This is a genomic window from Microcella sp., from assembly GCF_046293215.1.
Lineage (GTDB): Bacteria > Actinomycetota > Actinomycetes > Actinomycetales > Microbacteriaceae > Microcella.
In genome coordinates this window covers 33,216-48,967 of sequence record NZ_JBKBPI010000002.1, presented here as the reverse complement: position 1 = coordinate 48,967, position 15,752 = coordinate 33,216, and the positions used below count along the sequence as shown (strand labels likewise).

The following is a 15,752-nucleotide window of genomic DNA, read 5'->3' as shown; positions in this document are numbered from 1 at the left end:
ATCATGACCGCGACCGGCGGGGCATACCGTCCCGTGCATCCGGTGCCGAAGGAGGCTCGCCCGACCGTGACGACCGCCATCGACGACGCGACCGACATCGGTCGCCGGCTCATCGCCGGCGACGAACGGGCGCTGGCCGATGCCTATCGCGAGTGGTCGTCGCTCGTGTACTCGCTGGCATTGCGGTCGCTCGGCGATGCCTCCGACGCCGAAGACGTCACCCAGAAGGTGTTTGTCAAGGCGTGGCAGAGCAGAGAGCGGTACGACCCCGCGCGGGCGGCGGTGCCGGCATGGCTCGTCGGCATCACACGCAACACCATCGCCGACACGCATGCGGCACGGGCCCGTGAGCGCGCCATCGCCGACCAGGTGAGCGCGGTCACGCTCGATGACCCGCACCCGGCCGCCGAGGCCGGGCTCGCCGAGCGACTGTTGATCGCCGACGAGCTGGCGAAACTTGACCCCGAACCGCAGAAGGTCGTCAGGCTCGCGTTTTTCGACGACCTGACCCACACGCAGATCGCCGAGCGGCTCGATATGCCGATCGGCACCGTGAAGTCCCACATCAAACGAAGCTTGACCCGGCTGCGCAGCCGATTGGAGGTGAGTCATGGAGCAGCACTGTGACACCGGCGCGCTCGCGCTCGGTGCGCTGGGCGAGGCGCTCGAATCCGACGCTGATGCCCACCTGCGTCAGTGCGGGCGCTGCCAACATGAGCTCGCCCGCATGACCGCCACGGTCTCGGTCGCGCGGTCGACGCTCGGCGAAGCCGAGTTGCACCGACCGCCGGCGCACGTGTGGCAGAACGTGCACCGCCAGGCCGGACTCGGCGATGCTGTGCGCACTGACCCCCTCACGACCGAGGGCGCTGATCAGCGGGCTGCCCGCGAGACCGCCCCGATGCCCGTCGATGAGCTCCCTCCTGCCGCTCCCGTTGCGTCGCTCGCCGCCGCCCGTGAGCGTCGGGGCCTGCGCCGTATCGTCGCGCCGCTGACCGCGGTGGCGGCCGCCGCCGCGCTGATCGCGGGGGTGGCCTTCGGCTGGCAGGCGCTTGCTCCCCGCGACACCGGCACGATCCTTGCCGTCGCCGCTTTGGATGCCCTTCCCGATTGGCAGGGGGCCTCTGGCTCCGCAGAGATCGTCGAGCGCGGCGATGGCGCCCGGGTCGTGCGCATCGCCCTGGACGCGCCGCCCGTGAGCGGTGCGGTTCAGGAGGTGTGGCTGCTCACGCCCGAGGTCGACGGCCTCATCAGTCTCGGGCTTCTGGGCGATGCTCGAGGGGAGTTCGTCATTCCCGCCGAGGTCGACCTCGACCGGTACTCGGTGGTCGACATCAGCGCAGAACCGCTCGACGGTGACCCCTCGCACTCGGGCGACTCGATCGTGCGCGGCGCGCTCGAGTCGTAAGCCCGCTCACGACGCGCGCGCGGCCCTAGGCTTGCCGCATGCCGGAAACCGTTGCCATCGTGGGCGTGGCGAGCCCGTACGCCTGGGAACTCGTCGAGAGTGCGCGTCGCTTGGGGCTTGGCGTCACCACGATCGACAATGTCGGCAGTGCCGATGTCAGCCTCCCGGGCCTGCACTATGACCCCGTGCCGGCCGACCTCGACCTGGGATCGATCGTGGGTGTCGCGTCTGCTCAGCATCGATTCCGCGCCCTGCACGCCGCGTACTCCCTCGGATTCTCGAACCCCGTCTGGATTGCCGACCCCACCGCGACGATGCCGTCGACGGCGGTCGTCGGCCACATGGCGTTCGTCAACGCGGGTGCCGTGATCGGTGCCAACACCCGGATCGACTGTGCGGCGAACGTCAACCGCCTCGCCGCGGTCGGTGAGTCCGCGGTGATCGGTATGGGAGCATCCATCGGACCGGGAGCCGTCGTTGGAGCCCGATCGCTCATCGCGCCCCGGGCCGCGATCGGTGCGGGGGCGATCGTGATGGATGGACTTCGCGTGGGCGAGGGCGCCTACATCGCTCCCGGCTCAGTGGTCACCGAGGCCGTACCCGACTTCGCTGTCGTGGCGGGAAACCCTGGCCAGAGGCTGACGCCGCAGGAACCATGGGCGGTAGGTGCCGCCTGCCCGTACTGCATCAACGCCTGATCCGCGCCCTGCCGGGCCCGACCAGGGCAGTCACCGCACGCTCCGGCGCACACGCTAGAACCTCGCCGGTTCGGGGGCGCGGGTAAAGAGTCGACCCGTGACCTCGTCAGGATGCACGCGCACCCAGCGGTACTTGAGGGTCGGAATCCATGGCTCCAGCCCGAGCTCTTCGGCCGCGTCGATCTCGCTTTGCCGTTCGACGCGTTCGGCCCGTCCCTTCACGACGATGCTCCACGCCTGCTCGTCGGTGTGGCCGTCGACCTCAAAGGCGACCCGGTCATTGATCGCGAGTTCCAGCAACTTGGTGCCGGGGGCGGTGCGAAAAAGAAGGGTGTGCTCGTGCACGACGTAATTGACCGGGAAGATGTCGACGGCGCCCACAGCGCTCACGGCGATCCGCCCGAGCGTATGCCGTTCCAGCTGATCCCAGCACTCTTCGGGCGTCAGCATCGTGACGGCCCCGCTTCCGATTTCCATGGCGACCTCCTGACCTGGCAGTGCACCCATGGTGCGGCCGCAGCCTTCGGCGCGGCCAGGGCCGAAGGTCCCGACCTCGCGGGGTGCCCGGTGTCGCCCTAGCGCTGGCAGACGCCGCTGCCGACGGCTGCCGACAGCTCAGGAGCCTGGGCGATCACGGGGGCGAGCTCAGCCATGGTGTGGGCGTACCCAATGTCGTCACGGAGTTGAGCCTTGGCGAACACCATGCCCACCACCGCGCCGTCGAGACTGAGCACGGGGCCGCCCGAGTTTCCCGGGTTGACATTCGCGGCCAGGGTGTAGGTATCCCGCGGGGCACGCGATGAACCGTCGATCGCCTCCGCGTCGATCGAGCCGACGGCGAGCACCTCCGCGCCGCCTGAGCGGAAGCGTCCGCCGAACGGATATCCCTGCACGGCCCCGACATCACCAGGCGTGAGGCTCGGGGCCACCGGCAAGACCCGAGCCGACAGGTTGTCGACCGCAATGACGGCGATGTCTTGTTGCCCGTCGAAGTACACGATCCGCCCCTCCCGCGCGCCGACTCCCGGCAGTTCGATCACCGGGGTGTCAACCCCGGCAACGACGTGGGCGTTCGTCAGCAGGCGGTTGTCGGCGATGACGAATGCGGTACCCGACTGCACCTGACCGCAGGCGTACGCCGAGCCGGTCACGCGAGCGACTGATTGGGCCGCACGCGTGAGTTCCGGGCTGCCGGCATCGATCGGGGGAACCTCAGCGGGCCCTGCAATGGTGCCGCCGAGTGCCTCGGCAATGCGGGGAATGCCTTCATCGACGACGGCGCCGCGCAGAGCGGCGATCGCGCGAGCGACGGGCTCGGGCGTGAACCGGTCGATGGTGCGCAGCACGGTCGAGTTCGCCGTGGTCGACGACACGACGGGGATACCCAGTGCCGTCACCGTAGACCCGGCGAGCGAGACCACGAGCACCGCGACGACGCCCCCGGCCGCAAAGCCCGCCAGTCGGTCGAGCGGGCGGAGCCGTTTCGCGACGCCCCGGCGGAGGGAATGGCCGATGACCTCACCGATGCTGAGTCCGCCGGTGATCAATACGAGGAGGGCTCCGAGTGTGGCAAGGGGTCGCCACGCGGGATCGGGCACCCAACCGCTGACGAGGGGAACAAGGAACACGGCGGCGATCGCGCCGAGAACGGCACCCACCACGGCCCCCAGCGTGTAGAAGAATCCCGCTCGAGCGCCGCGCACGAGTCCGCCGATGATGGCTATGACGAGGAGTACGTCCAGCACGATCACAAGCGGCACCGAGGCTCCCTCCCGACGATGATTCTGTCAGGTCGTCCGTGTGAGCAGGCTGCTGGTATTCTTGTGCGGTTGCCGTCAGAACGGCCGCGGAGAAAGAGAGCCACAGCATCCGGCTGTGTGCGCCGCGCAACGAGCAGGAAGGGGTCCCCTCTATGGCACTGGACACGGTTACCAAGAAGGCGATCATCGACGAGTACGCAACCCACCCCGGTGACACCGGATCCCCTGAGGTCCAGGTCGCGATCTTGACGCACCGCATCAAGGAGCTGACCGAGCACCTCAAGCAGCACAAGCACGACCACCACTCGCGTCGTGGCCTGCTTCTCCTCGTGGGTCAGCGTCGCCGTCTGCTGGGTTACCTGGCTGACATCGACATCGAGCGTTACCGCTCGCTGATCGAGCGACTGGGTCTGCGCCGCTAGTCGATCGACACCGCGAACTTCTTCTGCGAGAGCCGCCCCCGAGATTTCGGGAGGCGGCTTTCGTGGTTTTCGGCTCGTCGTCTGTCACGATGAGCCTGTGACTCGCGCCTCGCTCACTCGCGCCGCTCGCGCCGCGCTCGGGGCCGGAGGGCTCGCCATCATCGCCCTCGACGTCGCCTGGACGGTGCGCGCGACGGGCGGGCTCGACCTGGGCGATTACGTCGGGCAGTTCACGATTCTCAGCGTGGCCGTCACGAGCATCCTGCTGGTGGTCGGTGCGGCGACCCGTCGCGAACCGCGCGGAATGGTTCATCTGCGCGCGATGGCGCTCACGGGCCTCCTCGTGGCGGCGGTGCTGCACGCGACCCTGCTCGGCGGGGCGCCGGGCGCGAGTGGCGACCTGGTCAACACTCTGCTGCACACGGTGTTCCCCGCGCTCGCGCTGATCGAGTGGGTCGCGGTGCGCTCCCGCACGCGCGTCACACTCCTCACCCCGATCCTCGGTCTCGCCTTTCCGGTGATCTTCTTGGCGGCCACCCTTGTGCGGGGCGCGATCGTCGATCGCTACCCATACGATTTCGTCGACCCGGGTGTGCAGGGCGGCTACGCGGGTCTCGTGGGCAGTCTGGCGATCGTTCTCGTGGCATTTCTCGCGGTCGGCGCCATCGTCTCCGCTCTCGGCGCGGTCCGTGATCGGATGCGCGGCTCGCGCTGATTGCCCCGCTCGGTTCCCAGCCCGCATGCGGCCCGCGGTGTCAGCCTGTGACCATGCGTCGTCGCCTCGCCGCAGTGTTTTCTGCCGCCGCCGTGTTGGCGGGCATGGTGGCCTGCGCGCCTCCGGGGGAGCGGCCCGTCGCCGGTCTCGACGTCGTGCTGATGGAGCGTGATCGCGCCGTGCTCGAGCTGCACGGCGAGACGCTCACCCGCGTTGCGGGGTTTCTGCGCAACACCTGGGGTCCGGTGATCTTGCCGGACGAGCCGATCGTGCGCTTGGTCACGGCGAGTGAGTGGGGCCCGGCCGTGGCGCGCTGCATCGCGACGCTCGGATTCCCAGGGGTCGGCACGGCCGACGGGGGAGAGCGGCTCGACTTCAGCGGCGTCCAGGTGTCGGGCCCACGCGAGAACTTCGAGATCGACGTTGCTACGTACCGCTGCTACGCCCGCTACCCGGTGCGCACCCGTATCGATGAGGGGGTGCGTGCCGTCGAGGCCCCCTGGGCATTCGCGTACACCCGTCAGACGCAGCTGCCGTGTCTGCGTGCTGACGGGCATCCGGTCGCCCCATTGCCCTCACGAGAGGAGTTCGGCGAACGCTGGCGAACCGATGAGGCGTTCGATGCCTATGCAGCGATTGTCGACCCGGCCGACCGGGTGCGCGCTCGCGCACGCTGTCCTGCTCCACTCGATGTGCTCCTCGCCGCCATCGAAGCGCCCGAGGGTAGTCAGGCGGCAGGTCCATGAATGACGACGAGCAGCGTCGGCCCGCCACCGTCGTGCGGGCTACCGTTCGACCGTGGGCCGACCGGCTGGCGTGGACGCTCACGGCGGTTCTCGCCGGGTCGGCTCTCGTCATCACCGAGGTTGTCGACGGCGCGCTGGCGGTGGTCGTCAGAATCGGTGTCGTCGGAGCCTTCCTGCTTATGGTGGCTGCTCTCGCCATCGTGACGGTGCGCCTGCGCACGAGCCTGCGTTCCGACGGCACAGCGGTCGTGGTGCGTGGCCCATTCGGCGCCTCCGTCGTGCCCTTCCACGACTCGCTCGCGGTCGGCCGCTGGCTCGACACTGAGACGCGACGCCCCGTCATCTGGTTGACCGATCACGGCGCGCCTATCGTCCGCGTGCCTCCTCGAATCGACCCGGTGCGCATCGAGCTGTTTGCCAGCCGGGTCGGCCTTGAGGTGGCCGAGCGCGACGGCGCTCCGCCGGCTCCGCCGGAGCCGCCCCCGGTGGCGCGCGACCAGCCAGACGAGCCCGAATACTAGGCGGCCCGGCGTGCCCCTGATAGCCTGGTGAGCGGTGCAGTTGCACCGACAAGTGAATACCGTGCGCAGCAGGCCGGCTCGAAGCTGGTCACCGGTGGAGTTCTCCCGTTCGTGTCGAACGGTGGATGTCTACTGTTGGCCAGAGCAGACACCGGCGGCGTATCCCGCTGATCGTCCCTTCCTGCCTGCTTGCCTCGTGCGGTGCGCCGCGCATCCCTCGCGTCTGTGACGCGGTCGTCGGATGCCCGGTGCGCGAAAGAACGCAAAGGAGAGAGACCTCGTGGAAGGTCCCGAAATCAAGGCTGCCGAAACCGTTATCGATAACGGTTCGTTCGGCACCCGCACTGTCCGTTTTGAAACTGGCCGTCTCGCGCAGCAGGCGCAGGGCGCCGTTGCCGCCTACCTCGACGAAGAAACGATGCTGCTGAGCGCGACGAGCGCCGGCAAGCACCCCCGTGAGGGCTTCGACTTCTTCCCGCTGACGGTCGACGTCGAGGAGCGCGCGTACGCCGCGGGCAAGATCCCCGGCTCGTTTTTCCGCCGTGAGGGTCGCCCGTCGACCGAGGCGATTCTCGTCTGCCGTCTCATCGACCGCCCGCTGCGCCCCTCGTTCGTTGAGGGTTTGCGCAACGAGGTGCAGATCGTCATCACCGTGATGTCGATCGCTCCCGACGAGTTCTACGACGCGCTGGCGATCAACGCCGCGAGCGCCTCGACCCAGATTTCAGGCCTGCCGTTCAGCGGCCCGATCGCTGGCGTGCGCATGGCTCTCATGCCGACGGGCGACGGGGGCGGCCAGTGGGTCGCGTTCCCGAAGCACTCGCAGCTCGCAGACGCCGTGTTCGACCTGACCGTTGCCGGTCGCGTCGTGACGAAGGCCGATGGCACCGAAGATGTCGCGATCATGATGGTCGAGGCTGAGGCCACCGAGTCGAGCTGGGGCCACATCCAGGCCGGCGCGATCAAGCCGAGCGAGGCAGTCGTGGCCGAGGGGCTCGAGGCGGCGAAGCCGTTCCTCGCTCAGCTGGTGAAGGCTCAGGCCGAGTTGGCCGCGCAAAGCGCCAAGGAGGTGCGCGACTACCCCGTGTTCCTCAACTACAGCGACGAGCTGTACGCGGCGGTCGACGCGGTCGCGCACGACGACCTCGCAGCGGTCTACCAGATCGCCGACAAGGTCGAGCGTCAGAACGCCGACGACGAGCTGAAGGCGCGCGTCAAGGGCGAGATCGAGCAGAAGGTCGCCGCGGGCGAGCTGCCCGAGGAGGCGCTGGCGCAGTTCGGCGCTGCGTACAAGGGCGTCTCGAAGAAGATCATGCGCAACCGCGTGCTCACCGAGGGCGTGCGCATCGACGGTCGCGGGCTTGCCGACATTCGTGCGCTCGACGCCGAGGTCCAGGTCATCCCGCGCGTACACGGCTCGGCCATCTTCCAGCGCGGCGAGACGCAGATTCTCGGTGTCACGACGCTGAACATGCTGAAGATGGAGCAGCAGATCGACTCGCTGAACCCCGTCACGAGCAAGCGCTACCTGCACCACTACAACTTCCCGCCCTACTCGACCGGCGAGACCGGCCGCGTGGGCAGCCCGAAGCGTCGCGAGATCGGTCACGGCTTCCTGGCCGAGCGCGCTCTTGTCCCGGTGCTGCCGACCCGCGAGGAGTTCCCGTACGCCATCCGTCAGGTCTCCGAGGCGCTCAGCTCGAACGGTTCGACCTCGATGGGCTCGGTGTGTGCCTCCACCCTGTCGCTGCTCAACGCCGGTGTGCCCCTCAAGGCGCCCGTTGCCGGTATCGCGATGGGCCTGATTAGCGACGAGATCAACGGCGAGACCAAGTACGCGGCCCTCACCGACATCCTCGGTGCCGAAGATGCCCTCGGCGACATGGACTTCAAGGTCGCCGGAACCCGCGAGTTCGTCACCGCGATTCAGCTCGACACCAAGCTCGACGGCATCCCGTCGTCGGTGCTCGAGGGGGCCCTGACGCAGGCTCGCGAGGCGCGCCTCGCGATCCTCGACGTCATGAACCAGGCGATCGACGCACCCGACGAGATGGCACCGACGGCTCCGCGCGTGATCAGCGTGCAGATCCCGGTTGACAAGATCGGCGAGCTGATCGGCCCGAAGGGCAAGACGATCAACGCGATCCAGGACGAGACGGGCGCGCAGATCTCGATCGAGGAGGACGGCACCGTCTACATCGGCGCCGTCGACGGACCCTCGGCCGAGGCCGCGCGTCTGCAGGTCAACGCGATCGCCAACCCGGTGAACCCCGAGGTGGGCGAGCAGTACCTGGGCACGGTCGTCAAGATCGCGGCGTTCGGTGCGTTTGTCTCGCTGCTCCCCGGCAAGGACGGCCTGCTGCACATCAGCGAGGTGCGCAAGCTTGCCGGCGGCAAGCGCGTTGAGAACGTCGAAGACGTGCTGTCGGTGGGTCAGAAGATCCTCGTCGAGATCACGAAGACCGACGACCGCGGCAAGCTGTCGCTTGCGCCGGTCATCGCCGAGGCCGACGCCCCGGCCGAGCCCGAGGGCGAAGACGGCTAAGGCCGACCCCCTCGATCACCGGATGCCCGTCCTGCTTCTCGCAGGGCGGGCATCCGTCGTTCATGGGTCGGCTATCAGACGCCGACGTCGCGGCGTTGGAACGCGGCAACCGCCCCGATCAGCGCCAGCACCGCGAGCGCGTACAGCAGAGCGACCGGTGCGGAGAGGCCGTCGGCGAGCGGGCTCTGCCCGAACGCCCAGTGGTAGGGCGACACCGCGTGCAACCACTCCAGGTCGGGGCTCTGATTTCCGACCGCATTCGCCGCGTAGGCGGCCACGGCGAGGCCGGCAGCGGCACCGACCGCGATAACGCGGCGCCCGACGAGGGCGCCGGCCAGCACGCCAACCATGGCGATCAGCAGACTGAGGCCGAGCAATGCGATGCCTCCGGCGATCACATTGCCGACGGCCAGGTCGAGCTCACTCGGCCCGTTGAGCGCGAGCACGATAATCGTGATCCATGAGACCAGTGCGGTGAGCTTGATGGCAATCGCAGCGGAGCGTTCGAGCACGAGCTGCGTGCGACTCACGCCGTGCGCGAGCGTCAACTCGAGGGTTCCGCGCTCGTCGTCTCCGGCGATCGCCGCCGCTGCCCACCCGGTGGCCGCGATCGTCAGCAGCACGAAGCCCAGCAGACCATAGACCGTCCCCTGGGTATAGCCGGCACCCGACGTGATCTGGTCGTAGTTGAGCGCCGAGACGAGCTCGGGCGGGAGGCTGTCGATGATGTCGGCGAACTGGCTTCCGCCGCCGAAGGAGGGAAAGAGCGGCAGGTAGAGCCCCGCCACCGCGGCAAGCCCGAGAGCCCAGCCGATGAGCCCGCGCCACGAGTCGGCGAGGCTGCGGCGAAGAAGGGGGAGTGCGCTCACTGGTCTGCTCCATCGTTGTCGGCGTGGTCGCCGTAGAAACCGAGGACAACCCGTTCGAGGTCGGGTTCGGCGATCACGAGATCGCGCACGTGACTGTGGGTGAGAGCCGCCAGCAGGTCGTCGAGCCCATCGGCGAGCCGACCGCTGATCGTGACCCGGTCTCCGGCGGTCACGCTGCGAAGCTCCCCGAGGGAGGGGATGCGGGCAAGCCGCTCGGTGAGGGCTGCCGACTCTGCTGCGTCGACTGTGACGCGCACGTCTCGTTCGGCCGCGGCGCGGAGGTCGGCGACGGAGCTGACCGACACGATGCGACCGTCGCGCAGGATCACCACGTCGTCGGCGGCCTGGTCGATCTCGCTGATGACGTGCGAACTGAGCAGCACCGTCTGGCCGTGCGTCGTTGCCTCCCGCACCAACCCCAGGAACTGCTGCTGCACGAGGGGGTCGAGCCCGCTCGTCGGCTCGTCCAAAATGAGCACGTCGGGGCGGTGGGCGAAGGCCTGTACGAGGCCAACCTTCTGCTTGTTGCCCTTGCTGAGCGAGCTCACGGGGCGCGACAGATCGAGTCCCAGGCGGTCCGCCAGCTCGGCGATGCGGGGTGCCGCGTGCGCATCGCCGTTAAGGGCCGCGTAGTGCGTGAGCAGTCCGCGGGCGCAGAGGCGAGCATCCATGATGAGTTCGCCGGGAAGGTAGCCGATGCGGCGCCGTAGCGCCGGGCCGCCGACTCGCGGATCGTGGCCGAGAACGCGAACCGTTCCCGACGTCGGGCGGATGATGTCGAGCAGTATCCGCATGGTTGTCGTCTTGCCGGCGCCGTTGGGGCCGATCAGTCCGACGATGCGGCCGGGTTCGACCTGAAGGTCGACGCCGTGGAGGGCGGTTCGGCGACCGTAGCGCTTCGTGAGCGCTGTCGCCTCGAGGACGGGTGTCATGAGAGGGGGTCCTTACTTGGGGTGGGCGGTTCACCGAGTGCGGTGCGGGCCGCCGCGAGGGTTGATTCGTCGGCGTAGAGGCCGTGTGTGTACAGCTCGAGGGTGGGCAGGGTCATGCGGCGCACAGCGTCGGCGGTGAGGCCGGTTTCGCCGAGCGCTCGGCCGATATGTCGCTCCAGGACGAGCGGCACGAGCCCGTATGCGGCGATGACGATGGCCCGCATGCGCGGATCGCTGCTCGGCCGCATCACGCCGGCCGCAACGCCGTCGGCGAGCATGGCCTCCGTGCGGTCCACCAGGCCATCCCACAGTGCGAGCCCGTCATCGGTGGCCTCGCCGATCATCCGCGCGAGGTAGTCAAAGGCGGGGCGAAACGAGTCCATGTCGGCGATCCAGTGCTGGATGGTGCCGCTCAGGTCGGCGTCCGAGATGGTCTGCGCGTTGCGCCCCATGAGTTCGCCGAGCACGTAGTCGTTGCACGCGCGCTGGAGGCCGTCTTTGGACCCAAAGTGGTGAATGACGAGCGCCGCGCTGACGTCTGCCCGTTCGGCGATCGCGCGGATGCTCGTGGCTGCGATTCCGCGCGCACCGAACAGTTCAAGAGCGGCGTTGCGAATACGCGCGCGAGCGTGCTGGTCGGTCGAGGCTGAACGCATGTTCACCATACTAAACATGTGTTTAGTCAGGCCGCTAGAGGTAAACCGACAGGTCGCGGACGAGCGAGACGATTTCCCAGTGTGTGTGCAGAAAACGCGCAATCTGGACGAGGTCACTTCCCAGACTATGAGCGCACTGTGAATCCGCTCTCCAGCGTCATGAATCCGATAAAGGGCCGGGAGAGCGCCTACCCCCGTCGCCCCCCGATTCGTCGAGGCGACTCCTGATTCAAAGGAGCATCATGGAATTCCAAATTGTTCAAGCCTTCTTCATGCTGGGCTTCGTCGCCATGGCGGCGGGCGCGCTGTGGTTCTTCATGGAGCGCAACGACCTGAAGCCCGAGCTGCGTCCTGTGGCGACCTATGCCACGGTGATCGCTTTCGTGGCAGCGGTGCTGTACTACGTAATGAAGGATGTTGTTCAGTTCCCGCTCGGCGAGATCGGCGTCGAGGCCATTCGCAACACCGTCGAACTGCGGTACATCGACTGGCTGATCACCACCCCGCTGTTGCTCATTGAGTTCGGCATCATCGTCGCGCTCGCGGGCGCGGCGAAGAAGGGCCTGATCGCGAAGATCGTCATCGCCGACCTCATCATGATCGTCACGGGCTACCTGGGCGAGACGGGTGTTCCTGGCGCGCCGAGCACGGTCGTGCTGTTCGTCATCTCGTCGCTCGCGTGGTTCTACATCATCTGGCAGATCTTCCGCATCGACATCTCGAACGGCCCCGAGCACGCTCAGCGCGCGGTGCGCATCATGCGCCTGTTCGTGGTCATCGGGTGGGCGATCTACCCGATCGCGACCGCGATCGAGCAGTTCCTGCAGATCGGTGGCGCTGACCTCGCCCTCGCGGTGAGCATCGCCGCCTGCATCTACGTGGTCGCCGACGTGATCAACAAGGTGGGCTTCGGCATCGTCGCGATCCAGGCGGCGAAGGTGTCCTCGGGCATCGCTGAGGTCGCCCCGTCGACGGTCGCCTCGAAGTAAGGCACGCATGGTGAGGGGGCGGGCCGACGGGGCCCGCCCCCTTCTCTGTCGCTACTCGGTAACGATCGTGTGGCGGTGACCCACTGTGATTGAACTCGGCGATAGCCTCTGAGCCAACCCGCGCGGCACCCCCGCGCCCGAATCGAGGTCGGCATGACGGCACCCTCCGGACGCCCCCGGACGGGCACGAGCGCGCTTGCCGCGCCCACAACGCCGCGCACCGCTTCATCCCCTTCGTCGCTGCCCACCGGGCCCACCGCCGTGCTGCGACGCGTGGGCGGCAGTGACCTCACGGTCTTTCCCATTGCGCTCAGTGGCACGGTGTTTGGGTGGACGACCGACGGCCCCACGACCACCGCCATCCTGAACCGGTTCGTCGAGCACGGCGGAACCTTTATCGATACGGCCGACTCGTACGCGGGCGGGCGCAGCGAGATCATGATCGGCAATTGGATGCGCGAGCGCGGCAATCGCGATCAGCTCACCGTCGCCACCAAAATCGGCAAGAGCGCCGACAATCCGGGACTATCGGCACCGGCCGTGGAGCGGGCGGTCAAGGCGTCGCTGCAGCGCCTTCGCGTGAGCCACATCGACCTGCTATACCTGCACATCGACGATGAGGCCGTGCCGTTCGACGAGACTCTTCTCGCCGTCGACGAGCTGATTCGCGCCGGTGATGTGCGGTACTTCGGTGGTAGCCACCACACCGGAAACCGTCTGCTGGAGGCCCGCATCGCGTCGGGCCAACTCGGCGTCGCCCCCATGGTGGCCGTGCAGAACCACTACAACCTTGTCCACCGCGACGAGTACGAGGGCGACCTTGCCCGTGTGGTCGCTCAGCTCGATCTCGGGGTGATGCCCCGGTTTGCGCTGGCGGGCGGATTCCTGACCGGCAAGTACCGCACCCGAGCCGACCTCGAGCGGTACCGGCGCGGGGCGGAGGCGGCGCCCCACCTGAACCGACACGGTCTTCGCGTGCTCGCGGCGATGGACCGCATCGCCGAACGCTCAGGCACCTCCGTCACGACCGTGGGGCTGTCGTGGCTCCTGTCGCGGCCGAGTGTCGTCGCTCCGGTGGTGTCCGTCAGCAGCCCTGACCAGCTCGATGCGGTGATGGCCGCACCTCGGACGGCCCTCAGCCGTCACGACCTGACCGAACTCGACCGCGTTAGCGCGGAGCGTCGCACTCAGCGATAAGGCGCTCGGCAACGCGGCGGAGGCCGGCCCGAGCGGCCACATCGTCGGCCATGTACGACCAGGCGTGGGCGCCGTTGATGGCGAGGGTGAGCTCGTCGGCAGCGGCTCCCGGCATCGGGTGGCCCAGCTCGGCGAATACTTCTGACAGTCGCGCAGCGACGTGATCGGTGTGTGCCGCGGTCACCTCGCGCACGGGGTGCTGCCGGTCAGGGTACTCGGCTGCTGCGTTCATGAACGGGCAGCCTCGGTAGCTCTCGCTTTCGATGGTCGACTCGACCATGTCGACGACGCGACCGATCGTGGCGGCTGCGCCGCGGGCATCCCCGATTGCCTCCTCCAGCTGCGCCGCACCGCGCTGACGCTGAATCTCGACGTAGTCGAGCACGAGACGGTCTTTCGATCCGAAGTGCTTGTAGAAGGTCGCCTTGGTGACGGACGACTCGGCGATGAGCAGGTCGACACCCGTGGCACGGATGCCCTCGTCGTAGAACAGGCGTTGCGCTGTCTCCAAGATGCGGATCTTGGCCGGGGCCATCGGGCGCTCGCGTCGCGCCGTCGCTACGGGGGGAGGGGCTGTCAGTGTCACCGGGGTCTCCTCGATCGGGGTACGTGACGTCACAGTAGCATGCGGACAGACAAGCTCGTCTGTCCGCAAGCGTACCGGTCTGCCCCCAATTCGAGGTACGTGGCACCGGCGAGTCGTGCGCGCTCATGGCCTAGGCTCGATGGGGCCAACAAAGGAGTGTGCGACGCGGTGTCTCGGTATGTGTATCTGGTTCGACATGGAGAGCAACAAGACGCGGAACACGGCCTCCCCGACGGACCTCTCAGCGGCCGCGGCCAGCGCCAGGCGCGGGCGATCGCCGAGCGGTTGAGTGGCGTTCCGTTCTCGAGCGTGCACACCTCGCCTCTGCAGCGAGCCGTCGAAACCGCGACCTACATGACCGAACGCATGCCGTCGATCGAGCCGCAGTTATCGAGCCTGCTCATGGATTGCGTGCCGTCGGGGCCCGAACCGTCGATGCCGACCGCGTTCGAGCCGTTTTTCGGCGGCATCACGCCTGAGGAAATCGCTGCGGGCGAGGCGCAGATGGCCGATGCGACAGCCGAGTGGTTGTCGCCCTCCCGCGACGATCGCCACGACCTCCTCATCACGCACAACTTCGTCATCGCCTGGTTCGTGCGCGAGGTCTTCGGTGCGCCCGCGTGGCGCTGGATGGGGGTCAACCAGGCCAACTGCGGCCTCACGATCATTCGTGTGCGTTCGGCGAAGCCACCCGTGCTGGTGACGCACAACGACCTTGGGCATCTTCCACCCGAACTGCGCACGGGCCTCCCGGTCGATCAGCCCTTCTAGCGCTCAGCCTCGGCGCGCTCGAGGCGCTCCAGCCGCTGGCGGGTGAACGCCATGCTGGAGGACTCGGTGCCGAGCAGCCGCCGCATCACGGCCAGGCCAAGGCGTGTGGCCGTGATCGCCGGCCACCAGGGGCGGCGAAGGCCCAGCAGGCGACGGTACTCCGTCGGTAACGAGGCCACCGCCCCGGCGAAGAAGATGCGGTAGACGGGGCCGGCGCCCGGCCCGAGGGGAGGGCGACGCAGCCAATTCACGGCCGCGTCTACCCGCTCATCGCGCCGCAACACGGGGCGGTACGCGGCGATTGCGGCGTGCAGTTGCGCGCGGGTGCGGGGCGGCTCGGCCATGCCCATGAGTTCACCAGCAATCGCCCACTCATCGACGTACGCGTCGGCACCTCCGGGGATGGGGCCACCCCACGTTTCGTGGCAACCGAGGAAGGCGTCGGCGAAGACGCAGTGCACCCAGCCGATGAGGTCGGCATCCGCGGCCGAGTAGCTGGCCCGTTCGCCGTCGCTTCCCTGGTACTCGCCGCGCACCTTCTCGTGCATCTCGGTGATGCGTTCGCACACGGCGCGGGCGTGGCGGCGATCGGCGAACGTCGTGGTCAATACCCAGCGCACGGTTCCGGACAGGCGTCCGAGCGGGTCCTCGCGGTATCGGGAGTGATCGTGCACCCCGGCCATCGCGCCCGGATGCAACGTCTGCATCAACAGGGCGCGAATACCGGCGACCACCGTGGGAATGCCGTTGTGCACCTCCCAGACGGCCGAACCGGGACCGAAGAACCCCTCGTCGTCGCCCTCGGCGAGCGCGCGGACCCACGCGGGTTGGCCGTTCGGGTCGCCCGAAAAAATCGTCAGTACGCGGGCGCGCATGCGGGTGACGGCGGCGGGACGGGCCATGATGGACTGAGCGTGCCACACCCCGCTGGGCGCCC

18 protein-coding genes are annotated in these 15,752 nt (G+C 68.1%); 11 read left to right on the top strand and 7 right to left on the bottom strand.

Annotation, left to right across the window (positions count from 1 at the left end):
• Nucleotides 1-3 precede the first annotated feature (3 nt).
• Genes ACK4SC_RS02240 through ACK4SC_RS02230 form a run of 3 tightly spaced genes read left to right on the top strand, consistent with a single transcriptional unit; the run spans nt 4 to nt 2,106 of the window.
• Nucleotides 4-627 (top strand): RNA polymerase sigma factor, encoded by a 624-nt coding sequence (locus ACK4SC_RS02240; RefSeq protein WP_409614427.1) that lies wholly within the window; start codon nt 4-6, stop codon nt 625-627.
• The gene (locus ACK4SC_RS02235; RefSeq protein WP_409614425.1) at nt 611-1,408 is read left to right on the top strand and encodes an anti-sigma factor; all 798 of its coding nucleotides are present in this window, start codon (nt 611-613) and stop codon (nt 1,406-1,408) included. Before ACK4SC_RS02240 ends, ACK4SC_RS02235 begins: the two co-directional genes overlap by 17 nt.
• Before the next feature lie 38 nt (nt 1,409-1,446).
• Nucleotides 1,447-2,106: a hypothetical protein gene (locus ACK4SC_RS02230; protein WP_409614423.1), complete on the top strand. Its 660-nt coding sequence runs from the start codon at nt 1,447-1,449 to the stop codon at nt 2,104-2,106.
• A gap of 54 nt (nt 2,107-2,160) precedes the next feature.
• Here the strand turns inward: ACK4SC_RS02230 and ACK4SC_RS02225 are convergent, their stop codons facing one another.
• Together ACK4SC_RS02225 and ACK4SC_RS02220 are read right to left on the bottom strand one after the other, a co-directional pair.
• Nucleotides 2,161-2,613: a pyridoxamine 5'-phosphate oxidase family protein gene (locus tag ACK4SC_RS02225; protein ID WP_409614421.1), complete on the bottom strand. Its 453-nt coding sequence runs from the start codon at nt 2,611-2,613 to the stop codon at nt 2,161-2,163.
• A 68-nt stretch (nt 2,614-2,681) separates the two neighbouring features.
• Nucleotides 2,682-3,866 (bottom strand): MarP family serine protease, encoded by a 1,185-nt coding sequence (locus tag ACK4SC_RS02220; RefSeq protein WP_409614419.1) that lies wholly within the window; start codon nt 3,864-3,866, stop codon nt 2,682-2,684.
• Between the two features lie 152 nt (nt 3,867-4,018).
• On the opposite strand from ACK4SC_RS02220, the gene rpsO reads away from it, so the two are divergent.
• From rpsO to ACK4SC_RS02195, 5 genes are all read left to right on the top strand, one after another.
• Entirely contained in the window at nt 4,019-4,288 is a 270-nt protein-coding gene (gene rpsO, locus ACK4SC_RS02215; protein ID WP_409614417.1) for a 30S ribosomal protein S15, read from the top strand.
• 97 nt (nt 4,289-4,385) lie between these two features.
• Nucleotides 4,386-5,003, top strand: a complete 618-nt coding sequence (locus ACK4SC_RS02210; RefSeq protein ID WP_409614415.1) for a Pr6Pr family membrane protein — start codon at nt 4,386-4,388, stop codon at nt 5,001-5,003.
• Nucleotides 5,004-5,056: 53 nt separating this feature from the next.
• On the top strand, nt 5,057-5,749 hold the full coding sequence (locus tag ACK4SC_RS02205) for a hypothetical protein (RefSeq protein ID WP_409614413.1): 693 nt from the start codon (nt 5,057-5,059) through the stop codon (nt 5,747-5,749).
• A complete protein-coding gene (locus ACK4SC_RS02200; RefSeq protein ID WP_409614411.1) occupies nt 5,746-6,270 on the top strand; it encodes a hypothetical protein in 525 nt (174 codons plus the stop codon). The genes ACK4SC_RS02205 and ACK4SC_RS02200 overlap by 4 nt, the downstream gene beginning before the upstream one ends.
• Before the next feature lie 280 nt (nt 6,271-6,550).
• Nucleotides 6,551-8,815 (top strand): polyribonucleotide nucleotidyltransferase, encoded by a 2,265-nt coding sequence (locus ACK4SC_RS02195; RefSeq protein WP_409614409.1) that lies wholly within the window; start codon nt 6,551-6,553, stop codon nt 8,813-8,815.
• Nucleotides 8,816-8,889: 74 nt separating this feature from the next.
• On the opposite strand, the gene ACK4SC_RS02190 is transcribed toward ACK4SC_RS02195, so the two are convergent.
• Genes ACK4SC_RS02190 through ACK4SC_RS02180 form a run of 3 tightly spaced genes read right to left on the bottom strand, consistent with a single transcriptional unit; the run spans nt 8,890 to nt 11,272 of the window.
• A complete protein-coding gene (locus tag ACK4SC_RS02190; RefSeq protein WP_409614407.1) occupies nt 8,890-9,684 on the bottom strand; it encodes an ABC transporter permease subunit in 795 nt (264 codons plus the stop codon).
• Nucleotides 9,681-10,616, bottom strand: coding sequence for an ABC transporter ATP-binding protein (locus ACK4SC_RS02185; RefSeq protein ID WP_409614405.1), 936 nt, complete (start codon nt 10,614-10,616; stop codon nt 9,681-9,683). Before ACK4SC_RS02185 ends, ACK4SC_RS02190 begins: the two co-directional genes overlap by 4 nt.
• Nucleotides 10,613-11,272 carry a TetR family transcriptional regulator gene (locus tag ACK4SC_RS02180; RefSeq protein ID WP_409614403.1) on the bottom strand — a complete coding sequence of 220 codons (660 nt, stop codon included), beginning with the start codon at nt 11,270-11,272 and terminating at the stop codon, nt 10,613-10,615. The genes ACK4SC_RS02185 and ACK4SC_RS02180 overlap by 4 nt, the downstream gene beginning before the upstream one ends.
• 242 nt (nt 11,273-11,514) lie before the next feature.
• Between ACK4SC_RS02180 and ACK4SC_RS02175 the strand changes: the two genes are divergently transcribed.
• Together ACK4SC_RS02175 and ACK4SC_RS02170 are read left to right on the top strand one after the other, a co-directional pair.
• On the top strand, nt 11,515-12,261 hold the full coding sequence (locus tag ACK4SC_RS02175) for a bacteriorhodopsin (protein WP_409614401.1): 747 nt from the start codon (nt 11,515-11,517) through the stop codon (nt 12,259-12,261).
• 153 nt (nt 12,262-12,414) lie between these two features.
• On the top strand, nt 12,415-13,458 hold the full coding sequence (locus tag ACK4SC_RS02170) for an aldo/keto reductase (RefSeq protein WP_409614399.1): 1,044 nt from the start codon (nt 12,415-12,417) through the stop codon (nt 13,456-13,458).
• On the opposite strand, the gene ACK4SC_RS02165 is transcribed toward ACK4SC_RS02170, so the two are convergent.
• Nucleotides 13,430-14,044 (bottom strand): TetR/AcrR family transcriptional regulator, encoded by a 615-nt coding sequence (locus ACK4SC_RS02165; RefSeq protein ID WP_409614397.1) that lies wholly within the window; start codon nt 14,042-14,044, stop codon nt 13,430-13,432. The two genes, ACK4SC_RS02170 and ACK4SC_RS02165, sit on opposite strands and share 29 nt — an antisense overlap.
• A 168-nt stretch (nt 14,045-14,212) precedes the next feature.
• On the opposite strand from ACK4SC_RS02165, the gene ACK4SC_RS02160 reads away from it, so the two are divergent.
• Entirely contained in the window at nt 14,213-14,815 is a 603-nt protein-coding gene (locus ACK4SC_RS02160; protein WP_409614396.1) for a histidine phosphatase family protein, read from the top strand.
• Here ACK4SC_RS02160 and ACK4SC_RS02155 read toward each other — a convergent pair.
• Nucleotides 14,812-15,717, bottom strand: coding sequence for an oxygenase MpaB family protein (locus ACK4SC_RS02155; protein WP_409614394.1), 906 nt, complete (start codon nt 15,715-15,717; stop codon nt 14,812-14,814). The genes ACK4SC_RS02160 and ACK4SC_RS02155 overlap by 4 nt on opposite strands.
• Between the last annotated feature and the right edge of the window lie 35 nt (nt 15,718-15,752).